Source organism: Acetivibrio ethanolgignens (assembly GCF_001461035.1).
In the GTDB taxonomy this organism is placed as follows: domain Bacteria; phylum Bacillota; class Clostridia; order Lachnospirales; family Lachnospiraceae; genus Velocimicrobium; species Velocimicrobium ethanolgignens.
Window position 1 is genome coordinate 1 of sequence record NZ_LNAM01000013.1, and the last position, 24394, is coordinate 24394.

The following is a 24394-nucleotide window of genomic DNA, read 5'->3' on the forward strand; positions in this document are numbered from 1 at the left end:
ACTTCTATCTTAACACTAAAGTCATCACATTTTTTGTGGGTTAAAAGGACGCATGTCTCCACATGGGTTGCAAAAACACTATGAATGTCAATCCACCCATTTTTAGGAGTTCGCTCGTAACGGGGAACATATCCACGGCAATTTTGCTATTTTCGCTGTAGTCGGAAACTTATCATACCGATTTTTAGCCTTTTGTTCGTTCGTGGAAACATATCAAAGCCGATTTTAGGCTATGAGCGTACACGGGAACATATCGACAGACTTTTACTTCTTCTTAAAAGTGTGATACGTGATAACAATTGGCGTATCTATGCGATACGAACCATCCATTCTATACCTTGTATCCCCTGCCACAGAAACCGATTCCACAGCACCATCTTTTTTTAGCCATCCAAATGTCAAATCTTTAATAACATTCTCTCTTACATCAACAAAGCCCGCATTTACAAATGCCGCCACAACCTCCCAACCTAAGGTTTTCTTTGCCTCCTTATAAGACAACGGAAGTGCAGCCCTTTTCAACTTATGAAAAGTTATTATGACTTGTGAGTCATATTTAGCCTGCGATGTTATTTCAAAATAACTATTTCCATCTATCGTTACATCTGTAACAAAGTTTTCTCGTTCAATATCGTGATATTCTAAATCCTCAAGAATATTTGTTTGAATTTTTGAAAACCCGCTTTTTTCAAATAAAGAAATAACTTTTAAATAATTCTGTCCAATACATTCAGACGATGAGATATTAACATCTATCATTTTCTTGTGCGCAATCGCACTCCAAAGTCTTTTGAACTTTGCTTTTCTTTTATCCTTTTTCTCTTGTTCTATCTTAGCCTGACGTTCAGCCTCTTCTCTTCGGAGTCTTTCTAATTCTTGTTGTCTCAGTATATATTCTTCATCAAATTCTTCTTCGTCATCATCTTCGTCTCTACCACTTCTTGATCTTCCGGCTGCAAAAGCCGCCAATCCTAAACCAAGCAATGCTCCAACTGCTGCCGCTCCACCACTTATATCTTGGTCTCCGCTAGAATATGAATAATCATCATCCTCTTCATCGTCTTCTTCATCCGAATCGTAATATGTAGACTCATTATTACTTCCATAAAACGAACCACTTCCGTCTGAGTTCTTATAACCCCAACTTCCATCATTTCCATAATATGAACTACTACCATCAGCATTTTTATATCCCCAACTTCCGTCTGCTCCGTAGTAGGACGCACTTCCGTCAGAATTTTTATAGCCCCAGCTTCCATCGGCGCCATAAAAAGAGCCACTTCCATCATCGTTTTCGTAGCCCCAACTTCCATCATTGTCTTCATCGAATTCGAAATCATCACTAGATGAGTTTAGGTAGTCCCATCCTCGATCCTTTTTTCCCATGCCTTGTGCCTTTCCTTTTTATTTCCTTTTAAATCCATCACTAATTCTCTTCTTTGCTTTTTGAGGATTTTCTCTTAATTCAATTAGCAAAAGAAAAGCACTTTCTCCATCTAAATACTCAGTAATTGCAGCTAATTGAGATGCAGAATAACCTTCCACTATACAACCATCGGCCATATAACTTTTATGCTCTATCCAATATTCAAATTCTAAAGCTATATCCTTATGCTTTTCAAACGCATTCATCTTTTGCTTTAATAAAAATGCCGGAATATTATTTTCAGTATAAAATGTTTCTATTATCTTACTCATCACATTACCTCCATAAATTTATTTGCAAAAGCTCTTGCGTCAACTTCTACATATTGATCCTGATAATCCATAAAAAACAAATACCCACCACCAGGCAATGGCACTGGTGAAATATAATTATCAAAATTGCACTTAAAAAGAGCATCCTCCCATGTTTCAAAAAACTCTGCTCTCATATTCTGATATGCATGCCTTAATTCGTGGGTAAGGGTATTAACCAATTCCTTAGGGTCATCAAAATATTGTTTGTTTAAATTAACAACATTAAGCAAAGGGTCAAAATTACCATATGGCTCATTTTCTCCATCAAATATTTCTATTTTTGGAATTTTATCCAAGCCTAGTTTTTCTCCAACTGCTTGTGCAAGTTCTTTTATCGCTGACAGCTTGTCTGCATCCTTCATTTCTTGCCAGTTTTCCAAAGAAAACTTATGCAAAATCCCTTGCAATACTTCATCAACATTAAAATCAATTGTCAACTCGTCTTCTGAACGATTAAATATCTCCGACAACAACTTGTCGTATACATCCAATTCTGTATCTTCTTTTTCCTTCGCAAACTCATTTGACCAAAAATCATCTACCTCAGAATCAGACATATTTTCAGTTGGTTTTATGCTCTTATACTTTTCAGACAAATCCGTATTTGATTTTTTACAAGTATCAACTTGCTCACCAAATTTAATCATTATACCACCTGCTTATTTTAGATATTTCTGCTTCCACATCTTTTTAAATTGATATGTTCCTTCTGAAAGATCTGTATAATCGTAGTCTGTATGCATAGTGCCATCACACTCAACAACCATTGTCATGTTTGACCACTTATCTTTTGCTTTGTCTCTTTCTTTACTTACAAACACCTCTATCTTCTTGAAACTTTGAGCCAACGCTTCTTCTGAAACCCCTAGAAGATCATAACACTTTATATATTCTTTACCTTTTTTCACAAAAAACGAAAATGAATAAGAAGCATTTCCGTATTCAAGATATACAACCAATTTTTCCCATTTGGGCATCAAGTATTTATTCAGTTCTTCATATATGTTCTGATATATAGCTTCGTTCATCATACCTTTGCCTCACTTTCATTTTTAAATACAACAACATCCTTATCACCATCAATACTGTATGTAACCCTAAATTCTGATGGTCTTGTAGAATCACCTTCATAAACAGGCTCAACTTTCATTCTCACGTCAGCACCATCCTTAACAGCATCGGCCAAAGTTGATTCTAACTTAACAAAGTCACCTTGATTTAATTTAGCATCCATCGGTACCAAGTTCTCTAATCGGTCACTTCCTCCAAACTGATGTCCTATTAAATGCCCTCTATCATCCGTATCTCTATATTCCTGCCCCTCTTTATGTCGTACACTCTCCATATCACGTTCATAGTCAGGATCTTTCATTTTGAGTTTTCCAGATGCTTCAACAATTCTTCCTTCTCCATCAGTTTTGTATTGATAACCTCTAACTTCATATTCATTATTTGGTACCAGGTTATCTCCTTCTCTGTACTTTACACCATTATCGTCAAGATATTCCTGTACACCACTCTCCGACTTCGCTGACTCTGCTTCCTTTTGAAACTCGCCCTTCCAAAAATCATTCACTTCCTGCGTTGTCTGCTTTCCTTCGGGTTTTATATTCTTGTAATTCTCTAAAGAGGGGTTCTTATTTTCTTTTACATCACTTGATATCATTTCTTTTATCAAAATACTCCACCCCCGCTCTTATACATTTCTGTAAATGTATGATAAATATCTTTGTATGACACATCTCTTATAGTTTGCTCATGAAGAATAAGTGCCATCGTTAAATCTATCTGCTTCTTTGAATACCCATTAATAGATGGCTGCAACTTCTGAACTACAGAACCAACCCATTCTCTAATATCTTCAAACTGAGTTGATGACTTAATTGCTTCCTCCGCCTTAAGGAAGTCATAAATCAAGCTCCTAAGTGTTTCCAATCCCTCTGAACTTGTATCCTCAATGTATCTTATGAAATCCACTTTTACATATGAGTCCAATCTAGACTTTATTATCAAGTCTTTTAGTTCACGGAGATCTTGCTTATCACCCTTACAAAACAGTTCTTTATCCATAATACATTTCAACAAAGAATCTGATAATTCTTCCTCTGTTCCAAACAATTCCTCATCCGTAGGTCTTATATATGAAAAAGCGGAATTCTTCGTATCTACCTTATCAATTTTGCAGAGGATAGGTTGAACCCACTCATTTTGATAAATGGCAGCCACTCCACATGGAAGTTTTGCAAGTTCTACAATCTGGTCATCATTAAGATTAGCCGCTTTACCCACTAATTCCCTATCAGTCTGATCTGGCAATCTCATAATGATTTTTGTATTTGTATTTCTTATAACCGACATATCCATTAAGCCGGGGGCTTGGTCTGCAATAATAAACCCTTCACCATAGGTTCTCATCTCTGCAATAGCATTAGCAATCATCTCTACACTCTTTCCAAGTATATTAGAACCTTCTGCACTTTGAGTTGCGGACGATTTTCTCAAAAGATTATGAGCTTCTTCTAGAACTGTTATGTGTCTAATGTCTGCATTCATACCAACATTCTCCGACATTCTATATTCTTGAAGTTTCAATACAAGCATACCCATAATCAGAGATTTGGTCTCCGATGACCCGACTCTGCTAAGATCTACTATTACATTACTGTTAAATAGTTCTTCCCCGGATAATTCATCTGAAGAGAAGATCATTCCATTAATTCCGTTTGTCAACGATTGTAATCTTGTAAGTAATGAACCTTTGTAAGCTCCCTTATTTTCATTATCATATTCACTACTATCAATTATAGTTTTTATGTTTCTTGCCACATCTGAAAAGTCAGGATATAAGTCATCACTATATTTGTTTGTTGACGTAAGCATATCCCATCCACAGTCCCTATATGCCTTTTCGATTGCACTTTTCAAAACTGCTGGCATCGCAGCATACATAGGCCAACAAACATTAAATATTTCAACCAATCGGTCTAAATGCTCTAAAATATGTATGTCACTAGGAAAACTGAATGGATTTATTCTAAGTAACGGAGATAACTTAGGATTCGTTCCATAAACTGAAACATCTTTACCATTACCAAATACATTTTTATATTCGCCCTTTGCCGGCTCAACAACAAGATACTTAACTCCTTGTTTTCTTGCAGACTTTAACAAATGATAAACTGTATTACTTTTTCCTGAACCTGTCGAACCTGTAATAAATGCATGCGATTTTAATGATTCTAGAGATAAATCTACAGGTGTGATTTCTGTGTGGTTCATATGAAATACTTTACCAAGTCCTATCGTTCTCTCATTTTCAGCCACACTATCATAAGACACAACATTTCTTCCAAATTCTGCGCACTCCAAAACAGGCAACCCAGATATAGACTTCTGAGGAAAATTCAATGAATAAGCAAGCTCTTTTCCTGACAAAGATGTTGTTGCTGTAATAATTGAAGGATACTCATTAAACTCCGCATCAGCCTGAACAATACCAGGATTCAAAGCAAAAATAGGATGGCGTAAATCTCTGATATAGTCACTAATCGTTTTAGCCGCATCCATCTCATCATCAACATTACCTCTCCAAAGGTTAATTGCTGACTTGGACATATATGACTCTTCTCCAAGTGTTAATGCCAAGTATGAATGAGCGACATTATTTGCAATATTTTGATCTTCACTGATTACATACGCAGCAAAATCCCACATGCCTAATGCAGTACTTTGTTCAAGCCTTTTCATTTGTGACTCTAAAAGTTCAAGTGCGTGTTTAATATTATAATTAGTAAAAGTTTGGGTTATTCCCTCGCTCTTTCCAACCATAGCAGTTACTGTGGATGACCTAGCAAAATTAGCGCCAAAATTAGCACCTAAGTTAACACTCTTTGATATACCTGCAGTTGTAGCCATAGCTTTTGTAACTGCTTTGCCTAATGTGTTTGCAATTGCGGTACCCGTAGTTTTAGCAACACTATTTGATACGGTTTTAGTCAGCCCTTGTGTAAGAGTATCTGTTGCTGTTTTTCCAAGTGCAGTAGCAGTGCTGCTACTCCATCCACTAGTACTTGTGACGCCTTCTGCCAAGTTCTGCATTGTAGATGCAGCTTCAGCAGTGCTACTATTGGTTCCCCAACTATGGCCGCCTCCACCACCAACAATAAAGTGAGCATCGGCATTCCAATTACTGTCATGCGTTTCTCCTGTGGTATTAGTGGTAGTATTTGTAGTTCCTGTTGTAGTAGTTGTACTATTTGCTGTAGAACCATTTGTTCCCGTAGTGGTTGTATCTGTCTGACTTGTCCCATCGCTATGCGCTGTACTAGTTGACTCTGCCTCAGCTGTTCCATCAGTTACAGTTTCGCCTTGTGATTCTGTATTTGTTGTTGATGAATTGTCTGTTGTGCTATCTGTGTCGGTAATAGAACTGCTAGTTCCATTTTGAACTCCCGCACTTGCACCAACATTCACTCCCACAGTCGCAGATGAGCCAAACGCTTTATTATCCATAAAATGAAAATCCGTCTGCCATGATGCATAAGGGGCTAATCCTGAATAAAACTCACCCAACTTGAGTTTTCTTTCTTCTACGTCCTTAATAGGTGTTGCCAAAAGGACAATTGTATACTCTGTCTTTTTTGAATCAGGAACTATGCCATCTAAAAGTTTCTCGATTGTCTGACTAATAAATTTTTCTGATTTTTCTGTTGGTATATTTGATGCAGTTGCTACTGAATACTTTCTATCATTAGCCATACAAGGAATAGGTCCTATTCCACCTTCTCCAAATTCTGCACCCGGGAAATTTCCCTTAATTGCTTCAATTATTCTGTGTTTATAAATATCTGCATTTACATTATTATCATCATTTCTTGTGTTAACAACGGCTATATACACTCTTGTAGTTAACTTGGTTCTGTTAAATACAAGAGCAATATTACAATCCTCATTTGAAAGAACAGCATATACATTTACTAATTTTTCCAAACTATTCTCTTTTGTATCAGTCACCCACTTCGTAATATCTATGTAACGAATATTGTGAAGTGCATCGAAAGGTGTCTCAAATTCAGCATCTTTCTCAACGGGGAGATAAAGTTCTTTTATCTGTGGCAAATACGCATTAAATATCTCTATACTGCTTGCGGCCATCATTCGTTCAGTTCTTTTTACTGCTGCCGCATCTGTTGGATCTGGTTCTTCTAGTAAATATCCCTCTCTTTGAAGTTGAATCTCTTCAACCTGATAAGAACTCAACTCCGATAATTTGGCAACTCTGCTTCCTGCTCTATCACCAATCTTTTTTATAACATTCTTAACACCCATATAATCGCCTCCTATTCAAGAGTCTTCCAAGACATTAATTCCTTAATTGCCTCCAGTGAAGCTCCAATAGTTCTTTGATCTTCTTCCAACTCAGCAATCTTCTCTGTTTCTTCCCTAATCATATCCGCCATATCACGAAGTCTTGGATTGTAATCAGTAATATTTTGTTCTATTACTGATTGAAGTTTTTGTACCCAATTTCTAAAACTTCCCAAACAACTTTCATTAAGCATAACAGCAATCTCTTTTATATTTTTACGAATCCTATCGTTATAAATATCTGTAAGTCGTTTTGTATTAAGTTTCTCGGAATCATTTGACCTAAGACCTAAAAAGTTGCCTCGAAGGAATCTTGCCTTGATAAAAATATTATCAGCATCATCATTGAACTCTAATGGTTCATAATTCATTATTATTGTTTGCAATTCCTCTCGCTGTGTACTTGTTAATGCATCTGTTTCAGTAATAATCTCAACAAGTCTATTCCTAAGCTCTTGTGCATTTGCAAGCCAGTATTCCTTTAATGCCGCACTAACCTCGTCTTTTGCAGCCAAGGTATTTTTCTTGTATTCATGCACAACACCACGTATCACTCTATCAGAAGTAGCTTTATCTATATCCTTGCTAACGGTATCTCGACGATCTTTCTGCTCTTGAACATCCTTATAATCTCTAGCCAATTCAGTAGCCATACTCTTAACAGATGAGATAACATTTCCCTTAAACAAAGATTTACTATTTGTTTTTAAGTGGTCCCACATAGAAGATCGGCTCTCCTCATATGCTTCTTCTCTGCGTTCAATATCAGTATTGCCTGCATTTTCTTGCCATACCTTATCATTTATCGCATCAATTTCTTCCACAGTATGTGAGTATGATACTCTTTCGGTTGTAAGTTCCTTAACAAAGGTCTTCGCCGCTTTTTCAAAACTAAAATCCATATCACTTTCAGTTTTCATAATAAGTTCAATAAGCTGAGCCTTTGCAGATTCGAGTTCACGCTTTCTTGCCTCCCTTGTTCTTTTAAGTGATTCTGTCCTATATTCAATACGTTTATTAGTCTCATCAATTACATCGTTTAAGAATATATAAACCATTTGGCACTTATTGTAAGCAGCATGCCTACTAGCAAAGCTTTCCATCTCTTTTTCAATGCAAAACAGTCCGCTATTTGCATATACGAGGTTTGTGCAATCAGCAGAATATTCTAACGCTCTCTTTTTTATCTGTTCTGGCATTATGTTAAACTTATAAAGAGATGTGTAGTATTCGTCTTCTGGATCTTCATAGGCATCTATCTGCTGACGATAAATTTTCTTATAAAATTTATCCGTCAACTCACCATTATTTTTAGAACCAATACCCATGATAGATGATACAAAGTAGATTCCACTCGCATACATCTCTTCGACAGAATTATATTCAAGGATTTCAGATACCTGGGCTTCTCCTAAACACTCACCCTCCAAATCAGCTTGATCCGCTCTATTACAAACAATCATTGTAAATCTTTTATCCAATGCCTTAATTTCTAATATGCGACTGCAAAGATCTGCATTATCATTAGTATCCAAATTTTCATATGTTGATACCCATACTGGAATTCCATTCGAAAAACCATCCAATGCTTCAGCCAACACTTTTGAGTGTTCTGTATTAGAATTCGAATTTGAACCCGGTGTATCAAAAATAACGAACTTATTCTGTGACGAACCTAAGATACCATTTCTTGAGAACGGTATTTCAAGTTGAATCACATTACCTATTTCATATTCTTCCTTTTCTTTCTTCTCATATCCATTTATCAAATCTAAAGCAATCTTCACATATACAAACATATCTATTTCTTTTGATTCTTCGATTGCCTTTTTTATACTATCTACTAATTCATTATCACCTTTCATAACTCTGAAATTAGTATTTTCAAAAAACAACTCCACATCCTTCTCTCTGAATGTGAATTTAATTCTTGCTCTATCTTCATGACTAGAACGTTCTATACGATAGATTTTTGCGGTAACTACAGTTCCACCGCAAGTAAGCACTTCGCTACCAATTAATGCATTTATAAAAGTTGATTTTCCGGCACTATAATTACCAAATACACAAATTGGTATAATATCATCTAATGCATCCGAAACCTTGTTAAGATTTCTAATTACCGCAGCATCATCTCTTACAATCTTTTCGATTATAGGATGAACTCTTTCAAAACACTCTTTTGTATTTTTAAGAATGTCTCTAGCATTTTCCAAAAACTCTTCTGTTTTGAATAATGATATCTTTTCAGAAACTTCAGGATCATTGCACACATTATAAATCTCTTCATACTCATCCTGCGTACCATCAAAGTACAGCTCTACCTTTTCTGCACCGACATGATAATCATGAATGATGATATCCACAATTTCTTTTATCTTAAATGGCAAAAAGGATTTTCCAGACTCGTCTTCTCTAAGTCTGCTGTTTGGATTCTTTACTCGTATATCTTCCCAATCCTTTACAAACTCATTAAAAGCAAAATACTTTATGCTTCTCTCATACGGATTACTTACAATTTTGATCCTAGTCATACTAATTTCTCCTTAGTTGTACTTAAAGTCCGTACCTTCCGTCTAAACACGTTCTTTAAATACATTATTTACACTGATGTTGCACCTCCAATTATTGCAGTTATTCCCGCAATAATGAGAATAGGCACAGCAACATATATTAACCCTACGCAAGCTAGCCCTACCAAGAAAGCTGGTAGTAACAGGACGGTGCATAATATTTTCATAAATCCCCATGTTGCTTTTAAGCCAAATACAAACATTTTCCATGCAACATAGATTAAAGCCAAAAAGAATATAATAGTAAGCATAGCGTTCTCCTTTACTCTATGACTTCTATGTTATTTCCTTGACTCCTAAACCACATATCTATACCTTGTCCAAAAACTTCTGCACTTACAGTATAAATTCCGTTTTCTTCCGCAATTATCTTCGCTGTTGGCAACCGATCCAATATGGCATCAATATCCAAACCCGTGTACTTAAATTTCACCTTTTTTAGTTTTCCACCATACATAAATTGGATACGTTTTCTAAATTCTCCTTCTTCAAAACGATCCTTATATGGAATACTAAATCTTTCATCTAACACTTTTAATGACTTAATTCTGTCGATGCGATAAATTGTTGGAAACGAATCATTGATAACATCAAAGTCTCTTTTTACATCTTCGTCTTCTATAAATGCTGTGAGATAAAAATAGTATTCGGAAAACATAATCGCTACAGGTTGTACTTTTCTATGAACCACTTTTTTGTCTGTCAAACGATAATAATCCATTTCAACATATCTAGATTCTCGTACTGCCTTGCCAATGTCCCACATCTCATCAATAAAACTTGACTTGTGACGTGGTTCCACATAATGAAACTCTTCGTTACTTACAAGTTCCTTAACCAGTTTCTGATTACTTTTAGGGACACAACAGCTTACTAGTTTATCAATCATTTCTACCATTTCATTTTTAGTAAATGCTCGACTGTCTAGCAGAATTTTACATAGAGCAAGTACCTCACTATTTTTTAATCTGATTTGGTAAATTGTTTCTAGCCGATATCCTTTTTCTTTTCGGTCATAAATAATAGAGTTTATTACTCCTGTCCTATCAGAGTCCGCATCTAAAAATGATCTAATATCATCAATATCTCTTTGGATACTTCTTTCATTTACTTCATATAATGCAGCTTCCTCTGCCTTATTTACGATATAGCCCTCTGTAAGTTTTGTATAAATCTGCAGAACTCGGCAAATTTTGTCCCTTTTGAAATCGTCCTCCATTTTTACCTCCCATGTTATAAATCAATTATAGCATCGCAGAAGGACACATTCTGTCACTCTGTTTCTTTTTTTCTCCAATTTCTATACTTTCCTGTCGTCACTCGACCATCCTTCGGGATTTCTGCATTACTCGGTATTGCCCAGGCTCTTCCAAATTTAACAATCCCGGGGATTCTCCCTTCAGAACACATAAGCTGAACAGACCTAACATGCAGTCCCCATTTCTCCGCGGCCTCTTTAACTGTAATATATCCTTCTATCATAACTTCTACTTCCATCATCCCTTTTTTGCATACTTCTCCAACTATAAATAATACTACACTTTAGCGAAGAATGTCAATATTTTTGTGCATTTTGATGACCGTTTGCATAAAATAAAACAATTTTGTACTACAAATGCACAAAAGTCTATAAAGATTTTCTCCTTATAGACTTCGCAAACATTCACACATATTATATTTAATTTCATTACACCTTTTGTTTTTTAGGCTCATACACCTTCGCATCTTTCATCTGAAACACTGCAGCATTATTCTTTTCAGAATAAACTCCGTCAATCTGATAAGTCTCCGATATATCAAGATTATTCTTTACCATGAAACCGATTACAAAAGACGCACTTGAAATAACCATCTGCCTATTTTTATTAAAACAAATATCTTCTGCCACCTTAAAGGAAAGCTTGTGTTTCTCCTCCGCAGGCTCAACCAAAATAGAATCCATTTCAGGATTTATTCTAATAGAAATATACGGCGGAACACCAAGAACCCGGACAACATCCTTCCCTATCTGAATTATATTCTGACGACCATACAATGATATTCTTATTTTTGCCTGTTTTTTCGAGCCATTCCACAACTTGCCTTTATCGTTCACTTACTCCACCCCCGATGTATCTAAAGAACCAACTGTCATCTCTCCGTCCTCACCATCCGTGGTGCCATTACTGTATGTCTGCATTTCAATTGCACTTGCATCCGGGATTTCCTCTTCCGGCAAATCCGAATAAGACTGTCCTGTGTATTCATCCAAGAACTCAAAGATATTCATCTGCTTTGCCTCAATATAATCGTTATAGGACTTACCGATGCAATCCTTGTACTCTTCTGGATAATACTTAACCTGCTTTTTCTTGATTTCTCCAGTCTCTTCATCCACAAATTCCATAGGCTTTGAATCAAACATGATGGCTTCTTCCAAATCAAAAATAAGTACAGGCATAGGACCCGGCTTTGCTAAAGCAACTCTGCCAAGAATCTTATATCTGCAATTCAGTTTCCACCCCATCAGTTTATACAGTTTCAAAATAAATTCTTCAGAGCTGATAGTCCTATTTACCTTTGTGTCATCAGACTCTCTGATTCTCGCCCACTGCAATGATGCGCTTTCCTCTTCCTTACAAGGTACAACCATAAGACGCTTTTTATCACGATTGACTGGGGTAAGAATGAACAAAGCCTCATCAAACATTCTGACACTAGCCATATTAAAAGTCATCTTTCCATACTTAATCGAAACCGCTGGCTTACTCAACATAGAGAACTGTGTTCTCGGTGGCAATTCATAGCCGGACAAATCCTCAAATTCCAATTCCTGTCCTTGCGCCATTCTTGACTTAACAAGCTGACGAATTAACTCTTGATCAGTAAAATTATAGCTTTGACCCTTTCCTTTTTCACTTACTACAAGACCTGTTTCTTGTTCCTGCTTAACATCCATTATATGTATCTCCTTCCTTACATTGACATAAGCAGTTCATCTAACTCAACCATGATTTCCTGCCTTGTAGGTATCCTACCAATGAGTGGATTTTCCCTAACCACTCCACGTTCTGACATATCCTTTTCCGATAATCTTTTAATGATGCTGTCTCTTTTCTTTCGCATAGCATATGAAACACCAAACTGGAAAATCTTCTCTTCCGGGATTTCCGTTTCTAACTCACTTTTACGATAAGGAATATAATTTGCACTGCCTGCTGCCTTAACGCCACCCTTTCCAACTAAAATCTGTGGTTCATCAAGGAAGAATAACATTGCTGTTTGATTGCCATAGTGTCTGGTCACCCCTCTGAACCTAAAGCCATAATCCTCAATCCAATCCATCATTTCATACACAACATCACAAAATGGTGCTGCCGGAATTGAACTAACAACCTTACCCTCTTTCGACTTAAGTGCTACTGCACCAGGCACACTCTTATCACAGCTTCTTATAACAATTGCCTGTAGCAAAGGATGATAGAGAAATTCAACATACTCAATTCCTGCAAATCGGTCATGGAACTTTTTGTTTAACTTGAGATTTCTTCTGTTGAAGGTTAATGTCGGTGTACTTGCATCAATAAAAAATGCACTACTTGGAACCTCATATCCGACAAAATCCATAGATATTATTTTGCTATGTTCCTTTCCACTGATAATACGTGCCTCATGCTCAATCTGTGCAAATTCATCATCTGTATATGCACTTTTGCAAAAATCACGATATAATCCAGCATTCACACCACCCCAAGCTGGAGTAACTGTGACAAATCCCTTAAGCCCTCCATCACTGATAACAGATATGTCTGGAACACCTGCAATTGTTCCACTGCTTGCATTTATCATCTTTACGGCATTTGCAATTTCTCTACTTACGATTCCTTCATGATGGTCTGGAACAAAGGCAGATACTCTCAAATCATAATTTTTAACTGTCTTTTTCTCTTTGTAATCAATAACAATATTCTTTCTTGCCTCAAGGTCTCCCCATCTTCTCTCGTTCTGCATAATTGCACGAACCATTTCAGCATTCCATTCGGTTCTGCCACTTAATGTAGGTCTTTCATTTTCAGTTAAAATTTCTGCTATCTCATTAAGCGAATATCCACCAAGATAGGCAAGAAATATGTATCTGACTGTTATAGCCTCATCTTCCTGAATCACCAAATCACCATCCTTTGTGTGCCTATACCCAAGTAAATCTGAAACAGGATACTGTCCTGTACATATTCTTTGGTCATAAGATAAAATCATTCGTTTGCTCTTATTATCTGACTCCCAATCGGCCAACATAGCATGAATAAATAATGCCATTGTAGAATTTGGATCCAATGTATAAAGACCCTCTGTTTCAAAATATACACCTACGGGATGTCTCGGATTGTCGGTCTTTAAGTGCTTTATCTGTTCGATGCAATCCGTCACATTTCTAGCAAATCTTGATACACTGGCACAAAGAATCGTATCGAACTTTTGGTCTGCTGCATCCTGCAACATCTGTTTAAATTCTGTTCTCCTTTTCATGGACGTGCCGGACTTACCTTCATCAGCATAGATTTTATACAAATCCCAGTTTTCTTTTTCTGCTACCTTCTCTGTATAATATTTGGTCTGATTCTCAATGGATGATACCTGCTCCTCACTTTGAGTACTTACTCTGGCATAAACAGCAACTCTTTTATAATCGGAATCATTTATAGTTGGTTGTGGCTTTGGTCTTCTCAATACTGCCCCTTCTGGAACAGAAGAATTACGAATCCTACTCCTTGTATCCTCTTTTCTTTCTTGGACTTCATTTTTCTGCTGCCTCCACGGTCTAGAAGCCATTTCATGATATATCCTGCTTTCAGATACACCCTCTTCCGCTATAAGCTTCTCCAGTTTCTTATCCATTGCCATCACTTCCTTCTTCCAATTTTTGCATTGCTGTTTCTAGCTTATTTTTCCAATCCTCGTACTCTTGAGGATATAAACTAACTAATTGCTCCACCATTTCTTTCAGTGCGCCCTTTTGGTCATCATCATTTTTTATGGTATCAATATAAAAACCAGAGGTATCTTCCACATCGTTTTCATCCTCTGTCATAAAATCTATCTGCCCACCACGAGCATCCATCAAATATTTAAATAAATACGAAAAGTCTCTCATATTGGCAGCAAGATAACCCTTTGTCATGGCCATTATGCAGTCGACCTTCTCGTCTAAAACATCTCGTATCAGCCGGAGCATTTCTTTTCTCTTAAAGATTTCTTTGTTTCCTGTTATATCTACATACACACCGACATATTCAAAGATATCTGATTCTGCGAACATCTCCTGATAGTACCTTTGATGATATGGCAACGCCGCCTCTTTTCGCTTTTCCCATAGCTTTGCCAGTTTGACATATCCGGCAACCTTTATCTTTTCCATTTACTCATTTTCCTTTACATCAACCATTGCCCAGAACCACTGCCCTTGTTTCCTGATGGATTTAATTCCTATGATTTTCTTAACTCGCTTCAATGATTTAATGCTAATTCCCATTTCTACAAAAGCGCTCTGTATCTCTGTTGCCTTAATAGGACCATCAATAAGTTTTTCTTTTAGAAGTCCTGCAATCATCTCATCTTTAGATTGTGCTTTTGCATCCCCGGAACTTACCATCTCACTCCACGTGGCATCTCCAAACTCCTCTGATGTTCCTAGCCATTGGAATCCTGTCTTTGCATCCAAATCAAATCCAAAGTCCTCACCCTTTGGTGCTAAACTACTTTTAATATGTTTTACATATCTTGCAGTAGAATCATCATCAACACGATATACTTGAAGAACACTTCTGGCAGCCGCCACTAAATCAATTGAACCAAGACCTCTATATAAGTCTCGCTGATTTTCTTTCTTGGTCATATGTCCGATTAAGACAATTGCACAATTATAGGTTGATGCCCAGATATTTAATCTCTGCATAACCTTCCTTATTTTCTTTGCGTTTGTGATATCGATATCGTCCCCTAGATAAGCCTGAAATGGATCTATTACAACAAGATTTGCCTTAAATTCGATTATTGCATCTCGTAATTTCTCATCATCAAGAGTTAACGTGATAAGTTCTTCATCTATGAATGCAACACGGCTACAATCAGCACCGCTTGCTTCTAAACGGGGTTTAATAGTATCTTCCACACCGTCTTCTGAACATTGATATATAACCCTTTTAGGAACGGATATCTTTTGTCCATTTGGAGTAAACTCTGCATTCGTCAGACAGGATATCAAGTTCATCATCATCGTGGATTTTCCGTCTCCCGGATCACCTTGTAGCAATGTGATTTTTCCACTAGGAATATATGGATACCATAGCCACTCCACCGGAACAGATTTTACTTCGCTGTACAATTTCAACACCCCCGATTTTCTCTTCATTTTTTCACATCCTTTACAGATATCCCAACATACATCAACAGTATAAATGCTAAGTGGACTTCTTACGATGACCCCGTTGGTCACATTTTTTATCATTTGTGACCTACAAGGTCACAAAATCCCGCAAGTGAACCTCCTACGGGGGAGTATCCGCACGGGTTCCCTTAAAAGATATAATTATCTTGATATGTTACTTTTTCAGAGTTAACATACCGACTACCTAATGCGGGCTGGATGCAGAAAGGACTGTAAATGAAGAATATAGATTTTGAAAGTTTGGGTATCAGAATCAAAGATATTCGTACTCAGAAGAATATTACGCAAGACCAGCTTGCAGAAATGATTGGCTCTGACCGAGCAGTCATAGCAAGGATTGAAAATGGAAACAAAGGATGTAGCATGGATTATTTTGTCAGCATTGCAAATGCTCTCGAAATTTCAGCTGACTATCTCTTGCTTGATTCCTTGGAGTTTTCTGAAAAAACATCTGAAGAAGTAGAAATCAGCCAGATACTATCCGGCTGTACTTCTGAAGAAACAACTATTCTCATAAGGACCATTAATGCCTTAAGAGAAATAATAAAAGCTTTTACCATTAAATAAATTTTAGGCAAAATGCCCGCGTAGGTCACGGATGCACTCTCAGATGTAAATCTGGAGTGCTGTCTGTGATATACGCGGGTACTTTTATACTTCCACCATAGTTCCACTCTTAAATTCGACTGTAAATGTTCCACTCTCATGCACCGTTATCTGCTCAATAAGCCTTCTGACCAAACCATCATCAAACTCCTCAAACTCGGTGGTCTGCTCATGAAGGAAATCAATGAGTTCTGCCTTCTTTTCCTGTCTGCCCTTATCTTCTGCAAGGGTTACCAGAATCTTCTGCTTTTTTTCGTTAAGCCTATCCGATTCTCTTGCCAAATCTTCATACCCTTCTGATGAAGTGGCTCTGTCGACAAGTTCAAGCTGTACCGCCTTTATTTTCTCGTCAAGTTCAGCAAGTTCCTCATCTGCACAAATGGCTGTCTGTTCCAGAATGGTTTCAAGGTTTGCGATTACCGTGCTTTTCTGCCCCACCACCTTGTTGATTGCTTTCATAACTGCTGCCTGCAAATCTTCTTCTAAAACAGTAGGTGCATCACATTCACCGGGACCGTGTTCTACCCTAGTGCAGCATCTCCACACCGTGTATTTCTTGCCCCTATTGTTCCATGCGATTCTGCGATAAATGTCTCCGCATTTTTCGCAGGTGCAGAGGCTTGAAAGGGCATATTTGCTACTGTAGATGCGTTTCTTCTTTCCGTCCTTGCCACTTCGAAGATTTGCACGGCGCACCATTTCTTCCTGGACCCTCATAAAAAGGTCTCTTGGAATAATGGCTTCGTGGCTGTCTTCCACATAGTACTGTGGAGCAAGTCCGTTATTGTTTTCCCTTTTCTTTTCAAGTAAGTTCGTGGTAATGGTCTTCTGAAGAAGGGCATCACCGATGTATTTTTCATTTGATAAAATCTTATGAATAGTGCTTGGAATCCATTTCTTTTTTCCCGCCCCGGTAAGTATTCCGTCTGCCATAAGGCCGTTGCAAATATCCCTATAACTTGCCCCTTCAAGGTACTCTCTGTATATCCTTTTGATGACTGCTGCCTCAGTAGGCTCAATGATAAGGTTACCTTCATCGTCCTTCGTGTATCCAAGAAATCGGTTGTGGTTGACCTGCACCTTCCCGGCTTGGTATCTGAACTGTAATCCCAACTTAACATTCTGGGATAAACTTTCCGATTCCTGCTGTGCAAGTGAAGCCATAATGGTAAGGAGAAGTTCTCCCTTTGTATCCATCGTATTGATGTTTTCTTTCTCAAAGAATACTGCAATGCCCTTATCCTTAAGCTGTCTGATGTACTGAAGGCAATCGAGCGTATTTCTGGCAAATCGGCTGATGGATTTTGAAATCACAAAGTCGATTTTACCTACCATACAATCTTCAATCATTCGATTAAAATCTTCTCTTTTCTTGGTATTAGTACCGCTGATACCATCATCAGCATATATGCCTGCAAGTTCCCATCCGGGATTCTTGCTGATGTATTCCGTATAATGCTCTACCTGCATTTCATAACTGGTTGCCTGTTCATCACTGTCCGTAGAAACACGGCAGTAAGCTGCAACCCTAGTCTTTGGTATTTCGGTTTCCTTTTCTTCCCTTTTTGCCCTTCTGTTCACACGGGCAGGAATCATCGTAACATTAGCCATTCATCTGCACCCCCTCGATAAGTCCATACAAATATTCAGCCTGTTTGTACGGATTTTTAAATCTTGTCTCTGCATTTCCAAAATAAAATGCTTTCTGTACCTTCCTTTTTGCCTTTTCCTTCGGCTCAAAAACTCTGCCAAGTCCTGTGGCTCTTTTCTCAAGTTCAGCCTTAACCTTATCCATCACATCTCTTGTAAGGATTGCCGGATAATAATCTGTTCCGAGATATTTCTCATTCTGCATCATTCTTTTTGCCTGACAGTGGGTAACCACAATTCCGGCTGTTTCTGCGGCCGCCTTAAGCGAAAGACCATCAAGGTAACCTTCACACATTTTTACAACTGCCTCTGCTTCCTTTGGTTCTATAACTGCATTACCATTTTCAATGCGATATCCGTAAGGTGTGTGTCCCATATTCATCAAATCCTTTCTATCAAATTAAGTCCGCACTTCATTTGGAACTCCAGCTCCGTTTGACTTTTTACTACAATTCTATCTACATAGGTTCCAAAAATCTCTCCGTCAAAGCCATCAAGAAATTCTCCTTTGTCTGCAAAGGACAAAAGTTTTCTTGTCTCTTCAATGTGTGAAATCTCTGAACAGGCTCTGTAGGAAAGTGCATCCTTTTCCGTTGTCAGCCTTTCAACTTCTGCTGTTACTCTATTAAGGCTCTGGGTATAAACCGCAGGCTCAATCACTCCCTTTGCAAATAATCCCTTGATAGTCTGTTTCTTTTCCACCAGGGCATCAAGCTGTTCCTGAATGTCATGGATTTTTAGAAGTGCCTCGGTCTGATTGCTCTGCTGCAAGGCTTCATAAAATGGTCTCAACACTTTATTTCTTCCATAAACCAGTCGGTTCATCATAGTCGCAAAGGCAACTTCAACCGCCTCAAGATCAACATACTTCATGGAGCATTTTTCCTTATCATCAATGTGCTGTGTGCAGGCAAGAACCACCTTATGGGTATAAGTCTTTCTCTTAAAAGTTCCTCCGCACTCTCCACAAATGACTTTGCCGGATAAAGGATATCTGTTTTGGTATTTACCATTATCAAGTTCGATGCCCTTTTCCTGCCTTCTTCTGTCGATTACATCATTGGCCGCCTCATAATCTTCTCTGCTGATAATTGCCTCGTGGTGGTCTTCCACATAGTACTGATCCATCTCTCCAAGGTTTCTGCGTCTCACAAAAGAAGAATCCGTGTAAGTCTTTTGGAAAAGGCAATCCCCGGTATATTTCTCATTTCTGATGATTCCGTTTACTGTATGCCCCGTCCACTTTCCACCTTTCTTGGTAGGAACTCCCTTTGCCATAAGGTCTTTTGCAATGTCGTGAGTTCCAACCCCGGCAAGGGTCTGTGCAAAAATATATCTCACAATCTCTGCCTGTTCAGGGTTAACCACCATCTCGCCATTCTTCTTATCCCAGTCATATCCATAAGGCGGGTAGGAACATTTGTAAGTTCCATTCTTGAACTTTCTCTGAATGCTCCACTTGTTATTTTCTGAAATGGAAACCGACTCGCTTTCTGCTATGCTGCTCATAATCGAAAGCATCAACTCATTTTCCATCGAGCCTGTATCGATATTTTCCTTTTCAAAATAAATGGGTATTCCAAGGTCAAGCAGTGTTCTCACTATGGTTAGGAAATCAGCCGTATTTCTTGCTAAACGGCTGACTGACTTTGTTACCACATAATCGATAAGTCCATGCTTGCAGTCTTCCATCATTCTTAAAAGTGACGGTCTGGTATCCATCTTGGTGCCGCTTAATCCCTCATCGTAATATAGCCCTGCGTATTCCCAATCAGAATGTCCTTGTATCCAAGATTCATAATGAGCCTTCTGTGTTTCAAGGGACAAAAGCTGATCATCCTGGTCTGTAGAAACTCGGCAGTAAGCTGCAACCTTCTTCTTTCCTATGACGGCTTTGTTTTCTTCAATTTTCGTAATTATTGCCATCGTCTCAACCTCCCTTCGGTCAGTGACATATTGCCGCATGTACGGGCTATTAGCCACTCAATTCTGCTAATAAAGGAGAGAAAATACGGCGGTTTTCTGCCGATATTCTGGTACATTCGTCAACAGAAATCAGACCCTTTTCAAGCATCATTTTTACGATTTTCTCTGCCATATAAAAGTCATATTCTCTCTGCAGCTCTTCGTCTGTCTGCTTATTCACTTCATGGCAATGTTTCATTGCACAGTCACTACTAAGTTTTGTTACTTGCATATTCTCCATCTCCTGTCCTTGGGAACAAATCCATTCCCTTTGACAGCTATGTATTGAAAATTGCCAAAACTACCAATTTCAGTGAAATTTTTGAAAAAAAGCAAAAAAATAAGACCCGGAAGGATTTCTCCCTCCGAGCCTCAACTCTACCTACTTTCTTCTATCCACTTATTAAGTTCCTCAAATTCAATTCTAGCATCATCCACGCATTTACAAATGGCAAGATAAAATGGAATCATCAGAATAATACATATCACTTCCATAGACACCTACTTTAACATCTCGTTCACTCTCTTCTGAATGGTAGCATAGTCATATCCGGCAGCCGTTAGTTTCTCCTTACGCTCTGTGCCATTGCCCCAATCTCCACGAATAACCTCTTTCGCAATCTCATCTACTGATTTGGTACTTGATGTTTTCTTCGTAGAGGTCTTCACAGTTTTACCAACTGTACAATAAGTAGGATTTGAAAGCCAGATCCAACCAGCTCCACTCTTAAGTCTGCCCCATCCACCATTCTGAACTTCCATAATGGTAAAGGTGCCCTTACCAGTCTGCCCGTTTACCTTGCCGTTCATTGATGGCTCTGAACGATAATTCAAATTATCAATGATAACCTTTACAGAAAAAGGTATAGCAGGAAATGAAGTGACTGTATCAGGATTTGATGGAGTATCATCCGGGATAGTCTGACTATCGGTATCATACTGTGTCAAATTCCACTTCTCGATGATGTTACAAAGATTATCAACATAGGAAAGGCTCGTAGCATAGCCTCCGTCTTTAATTAACTGTGCAACAGCACGGTAATCTTTCATACCCTTGATGCCTTTATAACGAAGTGACTTTCCGTTCTTGGCTCCAAGAAGATATGCTGAATGGTCTGCAACCGAATCCTCCACACAAGGATACTTCCTGAAATCTGCCGTGATGGTTTCATATGAGCCATCGGCATTCTGTTCCTGTGTCTTCTTGGTATAAACCGAAGTTCCGTCCCACGTAGAACCTGTCCATGTGTTCCCGGACAAGGATTTCTTCATGCCGAACATATTATTGGCATTCTGTCCGAGTTCGCTCTTGCCATAGCCACTTTCAAGAATAAACTGTGCAGAAGATACAGATGCAAGAATACCACTCTTCTTCATATCCTCACGGCATAACTCACCGATAATAGGTACAGCATCTTTTTCTAAAAGACCTGCAAACACAATAGCCTGTGTTCCCTTCTTACTATCAGACTTGCCACCCATCTGCTCCTTCACAGCTTTACGGAATGTATCCATAGTATATGGAAGACCAAGCTGCGACCATAAATGTTCTGGGTCACCGTGATTTGATGCAATCCCCCTTGCGTGTCCTTCCCTATGAGAAATAACAACACCATCTGCAAGTGGGTCAAGATTAAAGTTCTTACAGAGCATAGCGAAAAGTTCCACGGCTGCCTTATAAGTTCTTTCTGCTACAGTTTTTGCCGTTGCAAGGTCTGAACACTTAAATGTTGCACCACCCGTATAAGTAATGCAGGCAGGCTCGCACATCTCCACTCCGATATGGGTATTGTTTCCTGATCCATTGATAGACGAACCACAATGCCATCCTCTGTGATTCCAAGGAAGTGTCTGATAGACCGTTCCGTCATTACCATCAATAAAACCATGAACACAGGCTCTATCGAATGTAGGACTGTTCCATGAATTAATAAAGGCTGATGCCCTCGGCTGGGAGCAGCCAACCGAGTGTAACATCAACCCTTTAACATCAATCTTTCTTCCGGCTGTGTAGCACGGATTCTTTGTAAGTATACTCTCAACGAGTTTCATTACTCATCACCTTCCTTTGTTACTTCTGGAATGCCAGAAATACTTGTGAGCAATGATAAAATTCCTGCGAGTGCAGATGCACTTGCTACCATTACCCAATTCACATCTCCAATCACGGCAGATGTACCGATAGTTGCAATGGCTGTCTGTGCGACAGTCTTCACGGCTCTAATGCCAGCCGCCTTAATCCAATTCTTCCAATAATTACTCATCCTTCTGTTCCTCCTTTTTCTTGTTAGGCAATAACAACAGTTGGTCTCTTCGGCTATCAAGGATGCCGTTTTCTCCCAAACTGTGATATGCCTGGTACTGATTTTCCCAATCCTCCATGTGTTCCTCTGAAATCCAGCCATCGTCCATATAGAAATGGTACTGTTCGAGAAGCTGTGACCTCATCTGTGCCTGCTGTGCCTTTGCCAGCACTTTCAGTTGTCTGGTGTACTGCAAACAACACTTGATACACCACACTGTCATGGCAAAGATGGATGGTATTCCCAACGCACCAAGCCACGCAATAATCTCTTTGACTTCTCCTGTCATAAGCGTTCCTCCTTGTAATTTTTTGCATAATAAAAGCACCTACCATTGCTGATAGATGCTTACTGCTCCTGAATCGTATATGTGATTTTCATAGTTTTGTCTGCCGTCTTTGTAACAGGCTCGGACAGATTATTAATGGTTGCTAGATAATTAGCCGGAACAAAGAATGGTCCCGTTGACCAGTTCCCATAACTACAAAATAATAACATCTGATGATTAAGCACAGGCGTATAACACGGAGTGTTATTTCCTGCATATTGTAAACAATAATTCTCTGACTTAAGGCACTCATTCGTTTCCTCATTTACAATATAAACATGATTGTATGTAGAAGTGTTGCTGAATGCCTGAAAATATATTCTTCCGTTGATTGCAAACATTGGCCAACAGTCAATGGAACTCATGCCACTTCTCTTTATCTTTACCACATTAGCTGAGTTTCCAATCTCAAATTTGTATAATTCATAAGGACTGTTATATCCTCTCAAATATACATATCCGTTATTTGCAAAAGCAAATCTCATACCATTCGTGGTCAGCACTTCATTTGTGGTATTGGTCATCGTCCATTGTCTGATGCTCCAGTCACTAATCTTGATTCGAGTGATCTGGTATGTTCCATTTACGGATGTACTGTAGTTTGCACAGCTAAAGATATAAAGACAATTATCTGTTACATCAAAATTATATGCAAAGTAACTTGTGGAAAGCGCTGTCCCCAAAGCATCTAGTTCGAACTCTTCCATCAATGCTTTCTGCGAATATGGATTCTCGAAGATAGATACAGACTTCAGATACATTCTTCTTTTAACAATGGATATGGATGTCGCACTTTTAATCTTAAAATAATATGCCACATCATTATCCGGGTCTAAAAGGAAAAGAACCTCTGTAGTTCCTACCTTAAGTCCTGAATACTTATCCCCGGTATTTGCACCCGTATAGGAAGTATGCACATATTGTAATGTTCCATTATAAGGACTAATTGCTGTTGAATTTCCTGTATTCAGTACAGCATCACTACTTCCGTATGTGGTATAACCACCTTGCTGATGGGTAAGTGCCACACATGAGATAGTTCCGTTTGCCTGTGATGTAGAAAAATCATATACAAACTTCATATATCTGTTCTTGGCATTAAATTCGCTCTCCGTCTGATTGTATCCACCGCGCATTTTTCCTGTGGTATTATTCTGCGTATTGTACACAGCACATCCAACAAGGTTTGCATTTGCTGGAGCATATAACTGATTTGGGTCTTCTTCGATATTGTTATCAAAAAGCAACAGACCTCCGAGCAGTTTTGTGTAATACGAATTAAACTGATTATAAATGCTATCTGCATTCATCAAATGCCCAAGAGGTTTGAATATTTCTGCAAGAGCATTTGTGACCATATTCTCTTCTTCGATTACATCTTTCTTACCTGTGTTCACATCGGTAAGTTCAATCGTCATCTTTCCCTTTAACATGAAAT

At 38.3% G+C, this 24394-nt stretch carries 24 protein-coding genes; 1 reads left to right on the forward strand and 23 read right to left on the reverse strand.

Annotated features, from left to right (window positions below; genetic code table 11):
• Window positions 1–264: 264 nt before the first annotated feature.
• From ASU35_RS01515 to ASU35_RS01585, 15 genes are all read right to left on the reverse strand, one after another.
• On the reverse strand, window positions 265–1386 hold the full coding sequence (locus ASU35_RS01515; protein WP_058351359.1) for a hypothetical protein: 1122 nt from the start codon (window positions 1384–1386) through the stop codon (window positions 265–267).
• Between the two features lie 18 nt (window positions 1387–1404).
• A complete protein-coding gene (locus ASU35_RS01520; RefSeq protein ID WP_058351360.1) occupies window positions 1405–1698 on the reverse strand; it encodes a hypothetical protein in 294 nt (97 codons plus the stop codon).
• Window positions 1698–2387 carry a rhoptry family protein gene (locus tag ASU35_RS01525; RefSeq protein ID WP_058351361.1) on the reverse strand — a complete coding sequence of 230 codons (690 nt, stop codon included), beginning with the start codon at window positions 2385–2387 and terminating at the stop codon, window positions 1698–1700. Before ASU35_RS01525 ends, ASU35_RS01520 begins: the two co-directional genes overlap by 1 nt.
• Before the next feature lie 12 nt (window positions 2388–2399).
• The gene (locus ASU35_RS01530; RefSeq protein ID WP_058351362.1) at window positions 2400–2771 is read right to left on the reverse strand and encodes an immunity protein YezG family protein; all 372 of its coding nucleotides are present in this window, start codon (window positions 2769–2771) and stop codon (window positions 2400–2402) included.
• Complete coding sequence (locus tag ASU35_RS01535) at window positions 2768–3418, reverse strand: DNA/RNA non-specific endonuclease (protein WP_058351363.1); 651 nt, start codon at window positions 3416–3418, stop codon at window positions 2768–2770. The genes ASU35_RS01530 and ASU35_RS01535 overlap by 4 nt, the downstream gene beginning before the upstream one ends.
• A complete protein-coding gene (locus tag ASU35_RS01540) occupies window positions 3415–7068 on the reverse strand; it encodes an ATP-binding protein (protein ID WP_058351364.1) in 3654 nt (1217 codons plus the stop codon). Before ASU35_RS01540 ends, ASU35_RS01535 begins: the two co-directional genes overlap by 4 nt.
• Window positions 7069–7079: 11 nt before the next feature.
• A complete protein-coding gene (locus tag ASU35_RS01545) occupies window positions 7080–9641 on the reverse strand; it encodes a dynamin family protein (protein ID WP_058351365.1) in 2562 nt (853 codons plus the stop codon).
• 68 nt (window positions 9642–9709) lie between these two features.
• A complete protein-coding gene (locus tag ASU35_RS01550; RefSeq protein WP_058351366.1) occupies window positions 9710–9931 on the reverse strand; it encodes a hypothetical protein in 222 nt (73 codons plus the stop codon).
• Between the two features lie 11 nt (window positions 9932–9942).
• Entirely contained in the window at window positions 9943–10899 is a 957-nt protein-coding gene (locus ASU35_RS01555; RefSeq protein ID WP_058351367.1) for a helix-turn-helix transcriptional regulator, read from the reverse strand.
• A 53-nt stretch (window positions 10900–10952) separates the two neighbouring features.
• Window positions 10953–11162, reverse strand: a complete 210-nt coding sequence (locus tag ASU35_RS01560; RefSeq protein WP_083504097.1) for a helix-turn-helix domain-containing protein — start codon at window positions 11160–11162, stop codon at window positions 10953–10955.
• 205 nt (window positions 11163–11367) lie between these two features.
• Window positions 11368–11775, reverse strand: coding sequence for a hypothetical protein (locus ASU35_RS01565; RefSeq protein WP_058351368.1), 408 nt, complete (start codon window positions 11773–11775; stop codon window positions 11368–11370).
• Window positions 11776–12618, reverse strand: a complete 843-nt coding sequence (locus tag ASU35_RS01570; RefSeq protein ID WP_058351369.1) for a hypothetical protein — start codon at window positions 12616–12618, stop codon at window positions 11776–11778. It abuts the gene before it with no gap.
• A 17-nt stretch (window positions 12619–12635) separates the two neighbouring features.
• Window positions 12636–14555, reverse strand: coding sequence for a recombinase family protein (locus ASU35_RS01575; RefSeq protein WP_058351370.1), 1920 nt, complete (start codon window positions 14553–14555; stop codon window positions 12636–12638).
• On the reverse strand, window positions 14548–15075 hold the full coding sequence (locus ASU35_RS01580; protein ID WP_058351371.1) for a recombinase family protein: 528 nt from the start codon (window positions 15073–15075) through the stop codon (window positions 14548–14550). Before ASU35_RS01580 ends, ASU35_RS01575 begins: the two co-directional genes overlap by 8 nt.
• Window positions 15076–16068: an AAA family ATPase gene (locus tag ASU35_RS01585; protein ID WP_058351372.1), complete on the reverse strand. Its 993-nt coding sequence runs from the start codon at window positions 16066–16068 to the stop codon at window positions 15076–15078. It abuts the gene before it with no gap.
• Between the two features lie 252 nt (window positions 16069–16320).
• Between ASU35_RS01585 and ASU35_RS01590 the strand changes: the two genes are divergently transcribed.
• The gene (locus tag ASU35_RS01590) at window positions 16321–16671 is read left to right on the forward strand and encodes a helix-turn-helix domain-containing protein (RefSeq protein ID WP_058351373.1); all 351 of its coding nucleotides are present in this window, start codon (window positions 16321–16323) and stop codon (window positions 16669–16671) included.
• Window positions 16672–16755: 84 nt separating this feature from the next.
• Here the strand turns inward: ASU35_RS01590 and ASU35_RS01595 are convergent, their stop codons facing one another.
• From ASU35_RS01595 to ASU35_RS01630, 8 genes are all read right to left on the reverse strand, one after another.
• Window positions 16756–18321: a recombinase family protein gene (locus ASU35_RS01595; protein WP_058351374.1), complete on the reverse strand. Its 1566-nt coding sequence runs from the start codon at window positions 18319–18321 to the stop codon at window positions 16756–16758.
• The gene (locus ASU35_RS01600; RefSeq protein ID WP_242861176.1) at window positions 18314–18742 is read right to left on the reverse strand and encodes a recombinase family protein; all 429 of its coding nucleotides are present in this window, start codon (window positions 18740–18742) and stop codon (window positions 18314–18316) included. The genes ASU35_RS01595 and ASU35_RS01600 overlap by 8 nt, the downstream gene beginning before the upstream one ends.
• Window positions 18742–20286, reverse strand: a complete 1545-nt coding sequence (locus tag ASU35_RS01605) for a recombinase family protein (protein ID WP_058351375.1) — start codon at window positions 20284–20286, stop codon at window positions 18742–18744. Before ASU35_RS01605 ends, ASU35_RS01600 begins: the two co-directional genes overlap by 1 nt.
• A 49-nt stretch (window positions 20287–20335) precedes the next feature.
• Entirely contained in the window at window positions 20336–20557 is a 222-nt protein-coding gene (locus ASU35_RS01610; RefSeq protein ID WP_242861177.1) for an SHOCT domain-containing protein, read from the reverse strand.
• 269 nt (window positions 20558–20826) lie between these two features.
• Complete coding sequence (locus tag ASU35_RS18370) at window positions 20827–22377, reverse strand: glucosaminidase domain-containing protein (RefSeq protein ID WP_147525328.1); 1551 nt, start codon at window positions 22375–22377, stop codon at window positions 20827–20829.
• Window positions 22377–22589 carry a holin gene (locus ASU35_RS01620; protein ID WP_058351376.1) on the reverse strand — a complete coding sequence of 71 codons (213 nt, stop codon included), beginning with the start codon at window positions 22587–22589 and terminating at the stop codon, window positions 22377–22379. The genes ASU35_RS18370 and ASU35_RS01620 overlap by 1 nt, the downstream gene beginning before the upstream one ends.
• Entirely contained in the window at window positions 22582–22917 is a 336-nt protein-coding gene (locus ASU35_RS01625; RefSeq protein WP_058351377.1) for a hypothetical protein, read from the reverse strand. Before ASU35_RS01625 ends, ASU35_RS01620 begins: the two co-directional genes overlap by 8 nt.
• 59 nt (window positions 22918–22976) lie before the next feature.
• The gene (locus tag ASU35_RS01630) at window positions 22977–24389 is read right to left on the reverse strand and encodes a hypothetical protein (protein WP_058351378.1); all 1413 of its coding nucleotides are present in this window, start codon (window positions 24387–24389) and stop codon (window positions 22977–22979) included.
• Window positions 24390–24394: the final 5 nt, after the last annotated feature.